Here is a 12,175-nt window from a genome sequence, read left to right on the forward strand (position 1 = left end):
TCTTCTGCCATTTGTTTTCATCTAAAAAAACCAACTTCATCCTCTTTCCTCTATAAATCATTCTCTCTATCCTAACATAAGATCAACACGACCTAGGGTTTACCCATGAAGTTTCCCCCCGCCACACCCCGCCCGGGCAAGCGGCTGCCCCGCGGCTCATTTCCCCGCCTGAGCTCCTCCAACAGGGACAACCATCGCCGTCGGCGTTTGGTTGGTTTTGGTTTCATGGGCCACTGGCTGCTATGGGGAGGGATGGGCCTTCTTTTGGGGCAGCGACTCCGCTCTTGGGGGCAACCGGCTCCTCTGCAGTGGTGGCGCGTTTTGCCGGTGAGCAGTTCTGAGGGATCCCTGACTTTTGTCCAACCGGAACTGCCTCTCTACCACTCGTTCGCGTCAGTGGTGCGGAGCGCTTTTGCCGACAGGCTACTGCCCTGGCTGGCTCAGGGAACCGGGATCTCGGCTGAAGGGATCCTGCACATCTTCTCAGCTATGGCCTGCTTGGCCATTCTGCTGTTGTGCTGGAGCTGGGGCAACTTCTGGAGTGCCGGTCTATGGGGACTCAGCCCCTGGGTGTTGACCCAAGGGTTGGAGCCAGGCAGCGAGATTTTGGGCAGCCTGGTTTTGCTTTGCAGTTGTGGTGTTGGGCCGGGATCCACCTTGCGCTGGTGGGGTCTGGCCTTAGCTTGTGCCCTGTCTTATAAGGTTTGGCCCTTGGCTCTGCTCTGGGCGGGGCTGTGGACGAGCCAGCAGTGGCCACGGCAACCGTTGCGTTCGCGTCAGCAGTGCGGGGCATCAGGACTGCTTTTGCTGCTGCTGGTGATGGGTTTTTCCTGGTTGGGACGGATTGATTGGCCAGCTACCTCTGCTGAGGTGATTCCCCATCCTCTCAGCTCCCAAAGTGGCTTGGCCGTTTTGGCTACTTTGATGCTGCCCTTGGGGTTGAGCTTGGTGCGGTTGGGCTGGCCCTGGGCAGAACGGCAGCAAGCCCTGCTCAGCTTGGCCGGTTTGGGCCATGTCCTCTGGATGGGGGCGCTGGCGACATGGTTTTGGGATCCCCAAGTGAACACCCTGCAGCAAAGTGCTCGCTGGGGTTTGGTGGTGCTCCCCTTCCTATGCCTGAGCGCCGGCGGCGTCTTGGCTGAGATCCCCTACCGGAGCTGGCGGCGGGTTTTGGGATCCCTACTCCTGGGCAGTTCTTTCTTGTTATCGTGGCAGGCATTGGCCTAAGGTATTCTTTCTCTTGCTTGCCATGACCCAGACCTCGTCCGCATCGGCACCGCGTAGCACTTCGCGGCCCTTGTTGCAAACCCTTTTTGCCCAACGGGCTCAGGCTGTGATCCCTTCTCCTTTCGGGGCGGAGATCCCAGGGGCGGTGCCAGTGGTTACCAGTTTTACCTTTGGGCTGGCGGATCCGCGCCTGTTTCCCAAGGCCGACTTGGCGCGGGCCACGGCGGAGGTGTTGGCGGAAGATGGGGACAATGCCCTCAATTACGGCGGCACGTTTGCCGGGCTGATCAACGTGGTGCTGCAGTTAATGCGGGATAGAGGGGTAGAGGCCCAGCCGGAAAACCTACTGATCGGCTATGGCTCTGGGCAGATCCTCGGCCTGTTGCCTCAGGTCTTCGTGGAGCCGGGGGATGTAGTCATTGTGGAAGGGCCCACCTTCATGGGGGCTGTCAGCCGTTTTGCGGCGGCAGGAGCGCGTCTGATCTCGATCCCGGTGGATGGGGAAGGCATGGTGGTGGATCGCCTGGAAGAGGTGCTGCGCGATCTGGCTCGCCAAGGGATCCGCCCCCGATTTGTCTATACCATTCCCACCTTCCAAAACCCCAAAGGCTGCACCCTCTCTGGGCCACGGCGGCAGAAATTGGTGCAGTTGGCGGCTGAGTACGGTGTGGTGGTGGTGGAGGACGAGGCCTACTACGACCTGCGCTTTGCCGGGGATCCCTTGCCCAGTTTGGCTGCGCTGGATCGGGAAGGCTGGGTTCTTCATGTGGGCACCTTCTCCAAGATTGTGGTGCCGGGGGTGCGGGTGGGTTGGGCCTGTGGTCACCCTGAGATCATCCGCCGCTTGGAGATGTTTCGCAGCGAGGGATCCCTGGGGCCCTTTTTGGGCCGGGTGGTGGCCCGCTATTGCGGGGAGGGCCGTCTGCAAAGCCACATTCAACTCCTCACCCGTCGCTACCGAGAAAAGTGCCAGGTGATGCTGGAGGCCATCGCTCAATATTTTCCGCCCGAAGTCAAGGTGGAGGCCCCTGGGGGTGGATTTTTCGTCTGGTGTGAGCTGCCCCCTTCCCTAAGCGCCAGCACCTTGTTGCAGGCTACTCGCGCCCTGGGGGTCACCTTCCTGCCGGGCACCCACTGCTTTGCCGACGGCCAAGGAGACCATGCTCTGCGCCTGGCCTTCAGCTATCAACCCGAGTATCAACCCGAGGAGCGCATTGTCAGTGGGATCCAGACCATTGGGGAACAACTGTACAGACTGATACACTCTTGCGCCAGCGGTGCGGAGCAGCAAGGGAAGGAGCTCTCCAAAAGCATGGATCCTTGAAGCCCAGAGCGCAGATTTCCCGCTCACCTGCCCCCCACAGCCTTGGCCACGCGCCGGAAAAATTGCCCAACGCCCTTCACCAGGTTGGGTGCAGCTTCTGGACGAGCCGGGATCCCGGCCATGAGGGTGTAGTAGTCATCCAAGAGGGTGTGCTCTTCTGGAGAGACCGTGTTGTCGGCCATCATCAGGTTGCCGATTGCTCCCAAAAGTTGCATGCGCTCGGTTTCGCTGGCCTGGGCTAGATAATCGGCCATCCAGCGCTCGGTTTGCTCCATTGGGATAGGCTCTTGGATCAGTTCTCGCAGCTCGGTATCGTGCTCCAAACCATAGCGGCGCAGCAGGGATCCCAAGTAGGCCAATTCCTGGGGTTTCAAATGCCCATCGGCCCAAGCAGAGCCGGCCACAATTTTAAGCATGAGCTGATGTTGAGTTGTGGGGTTCATGGTGGGATCCCTTGCTGAGAACTGTTGTCGCTACGCGACACTTCTGCGAACGTGTCAGGGGGCCAGAGACCTTAGAGGCTGCAGAGTTGAGGGGATGAACAGCTTAACTATAGCCAGACCTTAGGTGAGCCATCTGCATTCGCGCCAGCGGTGCGCAGCCCTTTTTGCGGCTAGGATCGTTATCTGTATTACGAAACTGAGCTACCGCGATAGCGGGACGGAGTCCTTTTTCTCGCCCTTTCTTGCAATGCTAAGCGCCTCTCCTTACCAATTGGATCTTGCCATTCTGGCCCCAGGTCGGCTGTACCGCGGCAGCGGCATTCTGGAAGCTGTGCCCCTTGCGGTACTGGGATCCCGCGTGCTGGTGATCGGGGGGGAACGCTCCTTGGCTGTAGTTGAGGCCCCCCTGGAGCGCAATTTCGCGCGGGAGCCTGCCGTCCAAGTCCACTGGACTACCTACGGGGTAGATTGCAGCGAGTCGGAGCTGGCGCGTTTGCAGGCGCTAGCCATGGCGGAGTCCACAACCGGCATCTTAGGAGTGGGGGGTGGCAAGGCACTGGATACGGCCAAGCTAGTGGCCCACAGATTGGGGATCCCGGTGGTTACCGTGCCCACCTCTGCGGCCACCTGTGCCGCCTGGAGCGCCCTATCCAATATCTACTCCGACAGCGGCGCTTTTCAGCAGGATGTGAGCCTGGATCGCGCCCCTGCTGCCCTGATCCTGGACTATGAGCTGATTCTGCAAGCTCCAGCGCGCACCCTAGTGGCTGGGATCGGAGATGCCTTGGCCAAGTGGTACGAGTCTTCTGTCAGCAGCGGCGCATCGGAAGATGCCCTGGTGATTGGGGCAGTGCAGCAAGCCCGTGTCTTGCGGGATTTGCTTCTCCAGCAATCGGCGGCGGCCTTGAGGGAGCCGGGCGGAACCGCTTGGAAGCAGGTGGTGGATGCCTGCATCTGCCTGGCGGGGATCGTCGGCGGCATGGGTGGGGCTAAGTGTCGCACCGTGGCCGCCCACGCTGTCCACAACGGGCTAACCCACTTGTCGGGGCACCGGGCCACCCTGCACGGCGAGAAGGTGGCTTTCGGCATTTTGGCCCAGCTCCGCCTAGAAGAGATCCTGCAGGGAAGCCAGTTGGCGCTGGCAGCACGTACCCAGTTGCTGGAGTTCTACCGCCAGGTGGGGCTGCCCCTCAACTTGCGGGATCTCAAGCTAGGTCACTTGGGATCCGCCGACCTGCTGCATGCTGCCCAAGTGGCCTGCCAGCCAGGATCCGACATCCACCACCTGCCCTTCCCCGTCAGTCCAGAAGCCCTGTTGGTGGCCCTTACCACCACAGACCTGACCAGCTCCAGCCCTGTTCTCCCTCGGCTGTAAGTCCTGGCAGAGCATGCCTCTAACCCCCAAAACCCTGAACTTTGCTGAATTTACTGAGCTTTAGGCGGTTTGGCAAAAGTCATTGAGAGGGATATAGTAGACCAAGTTTCCCCCTGATCCTTGAGTCCACCGCAACGGTTGCCGGGAAGTGAAGGGGGAAAGCGCTCGGGGGGTATTCCTCAGGGCTTTGCGGGATACTGCCTTCCTGCTCAGAGATAGGCAGGATGCGATCGCTTCTTTCCTGAACCATGTTCAGGAGAGTTCAGCGTGAATGTATCAGGATATCTGTCTGCTATCCAACTCCGCCGGTACGGGCCTGGGTCGGCATTGTGGGCAGGCGGGCTTCGCCGTAGGCTCCAGAGGTGGCGCCCACCAAGATCAAGGCTCCGCCCATCCAAGTCCACCCATCCGGGATCTCGGCAAACACCCAAAACCCGATTAGGCTGGCCCAGAGCAGACGGGAGAAATCCAGAGGCAGCAGCATCGTCACCTCAGCCAGCTTGTAGGCCTGGGCGAGGGCCACCTGGCCAATGCTGCCCAGTAGCCCCATGGCCACCATCCACAGCCACTGCTCAGGAGAAGGCCAGGTCCAAACCCAGACGGCAGCCAGAAAGGAAAGGGGGGTCTGCAGCAGGCCCATGTAGGCCGTAATCGTGAGGCTGGACTCGGTGCGGGAGAGGATCTTGAGCACGATGGTCACCCAGGCAAAGAGTGCTGCCGCCCCCAAGGCCAGCCCTGTTCCCAGAGAAAACTCTCGGAAGCCTGGCCTCAACATCACCAAAGCCCCGGCAAACCCCAGGCCCAATCCCAGCCAGCGGGACGAGCGCATCTGCTCGCCCAACACCCATACCGCCATCGTGCCGGCAAACAAAAGTTGAACAAAGCTCAGCGCCGTAGCTTCTGCCAGAGGCAACAGGCTGGCTGCCCAAAAGGAGAGCAACATCCCCACCGTGCTGATCGCCGAGCGCAGGAGGTAAAACTCCATCTTGGCGGTGTGCAGAGACTGGATCCCAGCCCGCAACACCAGCGGCGACAGGGCGAGAAACCCGAATAGGTTGCGCAAAAACACAATCTGAAAGGGGTGAAGGGCGGGAGTGTTGAGCCGGATGATCGCGCCTAAACAGGCAAAGCAAGCGGTGGCCAGCAGCTTCAGGGCAACTCCTTGCCAGAGCCTTATTTTTCCCCACTCTGCAAAGCGGCTCAGCTGGTGGCGATACCACATCTCCAAAGTCACAGCTCACACCCAAATGGTTTAGGCACTAAGTTTTCAGCCTTGAACTCTCAGCTTAAACGGACTTCCAGGGATCCGAACTGCGCCCCTGGGCACTCCTTGCTGCCCACCGGCCCCCCTGATTCCCAGGGGGAAAAAGATGGGGATCCCAAGACATGGCCATTTCAAGTAGCCATGAAACAACTCACCCCGTCGCTCCATAGCTCCCCTCTCTCTTTTGGAAAGGGGCTGGGGGTGAGGGCGTGGAACCTCTAGGTTTGCTTGAGAATCTCTTTCAAGTAGCCGATGACCGTTTCCGGCTTGAGATGGGCCATACAGGGATGACCCTCCACCAGGCAGGTTTCGTTTTTGAACTTGTTCTCTGCGCAGACCCGGCACTTGTAGGCGGTTTGGGTGAGATAGACGTGGGGCAGACGAGGAGCCCACAGTCGCACCGGGCTGGCCCCATCCCCATCGGCATCGTTGCCAAACAGGGCAATGGTGGGACAGCCCACTGCCGCCGCGATGTGCATCGGCCCCGCATCCACGGAGATACACACCCGCGCCCGCTTCAAGGCTCCTGCCAGCTCCATGAGGCTGGTTTTGCCCCGCAGGTCAACCATTCCCGTTTGCGCCAGCAGTTCGTCTTCGCTGCTGCCGCCGTGGTAGAGGGATCGCTGCAGCTCCGGCGCGCTGCCGATTAGCCCCACCTGCAGGCCCTGGCCTTGGCACCACTGGATCACCTGCCGCCAGTACTCCAGAGGCCACATCTTGGCGCGGCGGGTAGTGGTGATGTGCACCAAGACCTCTGGCACCGGAAAACCGGGATCCCGGCTGGGCAGCTCCAGGCGGAAAAAATCCGTCTCCACGTACGCCAGGCGACAGAAGATTTCGGCGATGTAGTTGCTGGTGAGGATATCTTTGTAGCGCTGCAGAAACTCCAGGCCGTTCCAGTCGTCATCCTGGAGCATGCGCTGTACCGGGTCGGAGCCGGGGTCCAACTTGCGGCGAAAATCCAGAGTCAAGCCGGCCCCGGCAATGTACTGGGGGCGCAGGGCCGTTACCGCCACCAGGTTGAGCTCGCTAAACTCGTCGCAATTGATGGCCAAGTCGTAGGGGCCGGCCTGGGTCACCCGTTCTCGCACAGCAGCGGTCAGGGCCTCGAGGTAATCGGGACGACGGCTGTAGAGAGGAAAGCTGAAGTCGATGTAGGGGCAGTGGAGCTCAAAGTCGCGGGTAATCTCGCTGCCAAAAAAATCCAGCACACAGCCGGGGTATTTTTCCTTGAGGCCCCGCAACAGCGGGATGGTAACCACAAAATTGCCCACCTTGCTGGAGGAAAACACCGCCAGGTGGGGATGTTCCCGCAGAGGTTGGTTGGCAAACCGTTGCATAAGGCTGGGATCCCCAGGAAGATATCAACCCCGCTGGAGGTGGTGCGGGTGGTGCAGACAGAGCACTTTTGCTAGGCTAGCATTCCTCTGTCCTGCACTTGGATGGCCATGCTGGGATCCCTGGGCCTCAGGGGAGACTGGCTTGGCTGCCATCCCAGATGACCACCACAGCAAAGCGATCCAGAAAGCCATCTGTCGCATTCATCTGGCGCAGACTAAAAGCATCTTCGGCGGAAATCACCAGGTCGTAGCCCAGGGTGCGGATGGCACGAATGCGGTGAGGCCGTTCCCCGATGCGGTTTACCAGTGAGCGGGCCTGCTCTTCCGAGGTGGCATAGGCAGCTGTGCCCTCGCTGCCCACAAAGGCCGCGTTGAGGTCTTGGCCAAGAGTAACGGGGGTATAGACTTGATTGCCATCGGGATCAAACAAGCGCATTGACTGGCTAGGCAAGAAATCCAAGCCTCGTGCATCCACAATCAACCCTGTCACTTGCGGTTCCCGCCGCTGGGATCCCGCCTCCAGACCCGTTCCGCCCCCTGGCCCTTGGCCTGTGCCCACCCCTGAGCCAGGACTGGCTCCGCGCACCCCACTCTGGCCGCTGCCCGGCCCGATCACTTCCCCCTGCCGGGATCCAGAGCCACTGCCGCCAGGGCTGGTGCCGAACTGCCGCAACAGATCCAGATCGAAAACCGGGCCTTCTGCCACTTCTCCATGGCCGGGTTGGGCCGGCTGGACTTTTGGATCGGCTTGATCTGTTTGTGGGAGCGGAACAGAATCCTGGGTTACTGGACGCCAGGGCGTTGCTTCAGAAGCGGGCAGGGTAGGGGATCCCCCTTGCAAGCGGTAAAGGGGAGGAAACAGCGTTTGGGCATCCACAGCTTCCACCGGCAAGACCGGCCCCGCCAGCAGGATCCCCAGTGCTGCCCAGCTCACTTGGATCCGTATGCCTTGAATCCTATACTTCCACCACCTCATGCCCACACCTCTTGGCCTCAAAACCTGCGGCCCGCTCGGCAACCGCTCATCCTCCCCCATGCTACCCAGGCAGGGCCGGTTCGGCAGGGGATCCCGCGCAGTCTTCCCCTTGGCTTGAGAGCAGCTGGGGCTCCTGGCCTCTCCCTAAAGGTGGGTCGGAGAACAAGAGATTGATCCCCAGCGATCCCCAGGGTCTTGACCGACAGGCAAAAATACGCAAACATGGGTTCATCATTCTTGATGATCCCCGTTGATCCCCACCTGTGGTCATCAGCGGCTGGAGAGCCCGAGGCAAGCCGATACATCAGCAGGTTCAAGGTTGTCCTCAGAACCACAAGCTGGGATCGGCCCATAGGACAAAAGCTGGAGCATTGCACGAAGCCCGATTTGTCGAAGACAGGAGACCCCGACCATGCCACAAGAGCGGATCCCGTTGGAAGAAATGACCATCCGGCAGTTGCGGGAAGAAGCTGCCCGCTATCAGATCCCCAAGTACAGCCGCATGACCAAAGACCAGCTGATTGAGGCCATTCGAGAGGCCCAAGTCAAAGCTGGCCGCCCTGTCGATGCCATGCCGGAGCCCAAGGGGCAAGAATCGGTCACCCAAACGAAGTTTAGGGGTCAAGAGGTTGCCGGCAAGACGGATCTGGCCGATGTGGACAAAGGGCTGGGGGATCTGCCGGAGGGCTATGGGGAAAGCCGCATCGTTTTGCTGCCGCGGGATCCCCAGTGGGCCTACGCCTATTGGGATGTGCCCAACGAGGCTAAAGAAAGCAAGCGCCGCGAGGGCGGCCAACAGTTGGCGCTGCGCCTCTACGATGTGACGGATATCGATTTCAGCTACCAGCCGGCCCACAGCATGCAGGAGTACCCCTGTGATGAGTTGGCGCGGGAGTGGTATTTGCCGATCCCGGTGAGCGATCGTTCCTACATTGTGGAAATTGGCTACCGGACGGCAGATGGCCGCTGGCTGATGTTGGCCCGCTCGGCGGCGGTGATGGTGCCGCCAGTCTTTCCCTCCGACTGGTTTGAAGAGCACTTCCTGACAGTGCCCTTCGACATGGCTCTGCAGGGCCGCACCCTTTACCAGCTCAGCGAGCCTTACAAGCGCAGCGCCACCGGCATGGGTGTGGTGGCCTACAAGGGCGATGAGCCGCAGCAGGGTGCCACGGTCGATCCCTTCCTGGAAATGGTGGGTGGCTTTGAGGCGATGCGGGTGGCGGGATCCCTGTTTGGCAGCCACCAGATGGGCAGCCGCCAATTGGTGCCCGAGCAGGCCATCAGCTCGTTTATCATCCCCTCGGGTGTGGGCATGATGGGGATGGCCATGGCGGAGGTGCCCGCTGCTCCCTGGATGGCTTCAGGATCCGGCCTGGGCCTGTTCTCGGGGGCTTCCGAAGTGCTGCCGCAGCGCTCTCGCAAGTTCTGGTTGGTGGCCGATGCCGAGCTGATTGTCTATGGGGCCACAGAGCCGGATGCCACCGTTACCATTGGCGGGCGCAAGATCCAGCTCAACCCCGATGGCACCTTCCGCTTCCACATGGCCTTCCCAGACGGCAACATCGACTTCCCCATCTTTGCGGTGGCTGCCGATGGCGAGCAAAACCGGGAGATCCACATGACTTTCGACCGCCGCACCCTCTCCCGCCGCACCAACACCAAGGAGGAGGCCATCGAAGAGTTGTTGCCCTGAAGGATCCAACCTTTCCCTTCTTGCCCCCTGGAGCTGGCCGGGGGGCTTTCTTTCCTGGGCTGGAGAGCTTGACTCCAGCCATCAAAACAGGGGATCCCAGCCCTAGGAGAGCATGACTCTAGTCAATAATAAGCTCAACTATACTGAAAATAATGTATAATATGTTCAGTACGGATTACTACCAGTTGATCTTTCTGTTTACTTTCGAGTCTGCCAACATGGTAGCCAAAGCAAAGCAGAAAATTGGTAGTAAGACGACACGGAAACTGCGCTTTGGGTATTCTACTCAAAGCTTTGCGGGATACCGCCATTCTGTTTGGAAACAAACAGAATGCTATCGCTGCATAGTTGAACAGTGATGTTCAGCAGTGTTCAGCGTAAATGTATCAGGTCGATCACCCGGATCAGTTGTTTCAGCTTCTCCATCACCCGTCCAGAGCGAAGCAGGTCTTCCGCCTGTTGGATCCCTTCTGGCAAGGATGGGGCGTGGCCGAGGAGCCACAGATAGCTACCCCCATTCCAGAGAACGGCTGGGGTGAGTTCACAGGGATCCCCGCTGAGCACCTGCTGCATCTGCCGGAGCAGCTCTTTCTCTCCGGAGAGAGGAATCTCCGGGCCTGCCAAGTGGCAATCTCTGGCCTTCAAGAGCAGCCGTTTGCCGCCCTGGTTGAGAATGGCCGCTCGCTCCCGTGGCAGGTCGCAACTGCCTTCCAGACCTTTGACGGTGGTGAATTGCCGAATCTCCCGCAGGGCAAACAGCTCCAGCATCGTGGCCTCGGTGGGAGGATGCACGTACCCGGCCACCAGGTGAAAGGGGCCTTGGTAGGGTGTCCAGACCAGTTCCAAGGTGGCCAAGGGGGGGCGCTTGCCGATTTGATCCCGGTAGTCCATCAGAGCCTGAGCCTGAGGAAAACAGGTGGGCAAATACAAAAATCCCAGCCCGGTTTGTTCCAGCAGTTGCCCCACCCGCTCCAGGGATAGCCCCCGCCAATCTACCCCCAAGCTCCGCCACACCGTTTCCAAAGGCAGCCCATACTTGGTGGGACAGAAGCCAGAGCCATGCAGCAAAACGGCTGACCCTGCCGCTGCCAGCAGCAAAGCCACCAGCACCCCCAGCGGTGCCGTCCGCGAGCGGCCATCGTAGGGATGGCCAAAGATGATCAAGGGATGAGGCAGATCCTGCCGGGGCAGAAGAGGGCCGTACTCTGCATAGGCATCCAACATACCGGCCAGCTCCTCGGCAGTGGGGCGCTTGATGCGGTGGGCAATTAAAAAAGCCCCGATCTGGGCGGGAGTGGCCTCCCCCCGCAGGAGCATTCGAGCAGCGCTGGCGGCCTCTGCCCGGCTGAGATCCTGGTGGGTGTGGGTGCCGCTGCCGATTTTTTTCAACAGCTCGCGAAACTCTTGGCTCATAGCATCGGCGGTCGGGAGCGCTGGGCTACTCAGGATAGGGGGAGATAAGGGCGGAACACTTGAAACTACCGATATGGGTATTTGACCAGAAATTTCTACAAAAGGTCTCTACAAAACCGACAACAGCCCAGCAGAGGGCCAATGGGGATCTGCGCCGGAAGCAGGCTCAGCATTACCAGACTGCCTGATAAGCTGGGCGGCCAACTGCAAAAACCGGCGAATGGGAGGGATCCGATAGCGATCGCTGGTGGTGACCATAACCACCTGTCGCCTCAATAGGGGGGGCTCGGTGGGTCGCACCTGCAAATCCGGATCGGCGCAGCAGTCCACCAGGGCCGACTCCGGCAGGAGGGCAATCAACTGCCCCTGTCGCACCACCCCCCGAAAGGCATCCAAGGTGTTCAGTTCCAGGGCTGCTTTCAGGGGAAGCCCCTGCCGGGCCAGATGGGATCCCACCAAGGAGCGCATAGCATAGCCATCCTTGAACACGGCCTGGGGATACTCCGCCAGCACCTTCCAGGGGATCCGCTCGTAGCGGCTGAGGGGATGGGTGGCGGGCATCAATACTTGAATTGGCTCCGAGTACAGTGGCTCCACCACCAGTTCTGCCCCCCGGGTCATCAGGGGATTCTCCATTACCAGGGCCACGTCCACCAGCCCATCCCTGAGCACCTTCAAGGCGCGGTCGCTGCCCAGAGCGGTAACCCGCAACTGCACCTCTGGGTACTCCCGGCAAAACTGTTGCAGCACCGGCGGCAGTTGATGGGCGATCAGGGAATGGATCCCAGCAATGCAGAGCTCAGTTTGCTGGCCCTGCAGCCATTCTCGAATGCTTTCCTGAGCCCGCTGCCATTCTTGACAGATGCGACGGGCATGGGGCAAAAGCCGTTCCCCGGCCACAGTTAGGGCCACCGGGCTTTTGCGATGCAACAGCGGAGCGCCCACTGCTTCTTCCAGGGCCTGGATCTGGCGGCTAATGGCCGATTGGGTCAGACCGCTGAGGCGAGCAGCGGCCAAAAAGCTGCCCGTTTCCACCACGTTCAAAAAAGCTTGCAACAACTCCAGCCGCACCTGGGATCCCTTGATGATGTAGCCTGCCGTGGTGGCATCCTAGCTGGGG

The 12,175-nt window shown here is 60.2% G+C and carries 10 protein-coding genes; 4 read left to right on the forward strand and 6 right to left on the reverse strand.

The window, feature by feature from the left end:
* The first annotated feature begins 105 nt into the window (after nt 1-105).
* Together ACVWXZ_RS04610 and ACVWXZ_RS04615 are read left to right on the forward strand one after the other, a co-directional pair.
* The gene (locus ACVWXZ_RS04610; RefSeq protein ID WP_457482210.1) at nt 106-1,227 is read left to right on the forward strand and encodes a hypothetical protein; all 1,122 of its coding nucleotides are present in this window, start codon (nt 106-108) and stop codon (nt 1,225-1,227) included.
* 22 nt (nt 1,228-1,249) lie between these two features.
* Nucleotides 1,250-2,551 (forward strand): aminotransferase-like domain-containing protein, encoded by a 1,302-nt coding sequence (locus ACVWXZ_RS04615; protein WP_457482211.1) that lies wholly within the window; start codon nt 1,250-1,252, stop codon nt 2,549-2,551.
* Between the two features lie 23 nt (nt 2,552-2,574).
* On the opposite strand, the gene ACVWXZ_RS04620 is transcribed toward ACVWXZ_RS04615, so the two are convergent.
* The gene (locus ACVWXZ_RS04620; protein WP_457482212.1) at nt 2,575-2,994 is read right to left on the reverse strand and encodes a tellurite resistance TerB family protein; all 420 of its coding nucleotides are present in this window, start codon (nt 2,992-2,994) and stop codon (nt 2,575-2,577) included.
* 247 nt (nt 2,995-3,241) lie between these two features.
* Here ACVWXZ_RS04620 and ACVWXZ_RS04625 point away from each other — a divergent pair, with 247 nt between their 5' ends.
* Nucleotides 3,242-4,369 (forward strand): iron-containing alcohol dehydrogenase family protein, encoded by a 1,128-nt coding sequence (locus tag ACVWXZ_RS04625; RefSeq protein WP_457482213.1) that lies wholly within the window; start codon nt 3,242-3,244, stop codon nt 4,367-4,369.
* A 292-nt stretch (nt 4,370-4,661) separates the two neighbouring features.
* Here the strand turns inward: ACVWXZ_RS04625 and ACVWXZ_RS04630 are convergent, their stop codons facing one another.
* The 3 genes from ACVWXZ_RS04630 to ACVWXZ_RS04640 all read right to left on the reverse strand — a co-directional run bounded on the left by ACVWXZ_RS04630 (nt 4,662) and on the right by ACVWXZ_RS04640 (nt 7,907).
* Nucleotides 4,662-5,603: a DMT family transporter gene (locus tag ACVWXZ_RS04630; RefSeq protein WP_238376852.1), complete on the reverse strand. Its 942-nt coding sequence runs from the start codon at nt 5,601-5,603 to the stop codon at nt 4,662-4,664.
* A gap of 248 nt (nt 5,604-5,851) precedes the next feature.
* Nucleotides 5,852-6,973 carry a glycosyltransferase family 9 protein gene (locus ACVWXZ_RS04635; protein ID WP_457385692.1) on the reverse strand — a complete coding sequence of 374 codons (1,122 nt, stop codon included), beginning with the start codon at nt 6,971-6,973 and terminating at the stop codon, nt 5,852-5,854.
* 127 nt (nt 6,974-7,100) lie between these two features.
* Entirely contained in the window at nt 7,101-7,907 is an 807-nt protein-coding gene (locus ACVWXZ_RS04640; protein ID WP_148202674.1) for a hypothetical protein, read from the reverse strand.
* Nucleotides 7,908-8,361: 454 nt separating this feature from the next.
* Between ACVWXZ_RS04640 and ACVWXZ_RS04645 the strand changes: the two genes are divergently transcribed.
* Nucleotides 8,362-9,642 (forward strand): DUF4912 domain-containing protein, encoded by a 1,281-nt coding sequence (locus ACVWXZ_RS04645; protein WP_414407086.1) that lies wholly within the window; start codon nt 8,362-8,364, stop codon nt 9,640-9,642.
* Nucleotides 9,643-10,014: 372 nt separating this feature from the next.
* On the opposite strand, the gene ACVWXZ_RS04650 is transcribed toward ACVWXZ_RS04645, so the two are convergent.
* Both ACVWXZ_RS04650 and ACVWXZ_RS04655 read right to left on the reverse strand, forming a co-directional pair.
* On the reverse strand, nt 10,015-11,055 hold the full coding sequence (locus ACVWXZ_RS04650; RefSeq protein ID WP_457482214.1) for an anthranilate phosphoribosyltransferase family protein: 1,041 nt from the start codon (nt 11,053-11,055) through the stop codon (nt 10,015-10,017).
* A 108-nt stretch (nt 11,056-11,163) separates the two neighbouring features.
* Nucleotides 11,164-12,126: a LysR family transcriptional regulator gene (locus ACVWXZ_RS04655; protein ID WP_414343887.1), complete on the reverse strand. Its 963-nt coding sequence runs from the start codon at nt 12,124-12,126 to the stop codon at nt 11,164-11,166.
* Between the last annotated feature and the right edge of the window lie 49 nt (nt 12,127-12,175).

This window comes from Thermostichus sp. MS-CIW-38 (genome assembly GCF_054058415.1).

Coding starts and splice junctions, on each gene's coding strand:
- ACVWXZ_RS04615 (WP_457482211.1), top strand. CDS start 1,250: ATGACCCAGACCTCGTCCGCATCGGCACCGCGTAGCACTTCGCGGCCC.
- ACVWXZ_RS04620 (WP_457482212.1), bottom strand. CDS start 2,994: ATGAACCCCACAACTCAACATCAGCTCATGCTTAAAATTGTGGCCGGC.
- ACVWXZ_RS04610 (WP_457482210.1), top strand. CDS start 106: ATGAAGTTTCCCCCCGCCACACCCCGCCCGGGCAAGCGGCTGCCCCGC.
- ACVWXZ_RS04650 (WP_457482214.1), bottom strand. CDS start 11,055: ATGAGCCAAGAGTTTCGCGAGCTGTTGAAAAAAATCGGCAGCGGCACC.
- ACVWXZ_RS04625 (WP_457482213.1), top strand. CDS start 3,242: ATGCTAAGCGCCTCTCCTTACCAATTGGATCTTGCCATTCTGGCCCCA.
- ACVWXZ_RS04645 (WP_414407086.1), top strand. CDS start 8,362: ATGCCACAAGAGCGGATCCCGTTGGAAGAAATGACCATCCGGCAGTTG.
- ACVWXZ_RS04635 (WP_457385692.1), bottom strand. CDS start 6,973: ATGCAACGGTTTGCCAACCAACCTCTGCGGGAACATCCCCACCTGGCG.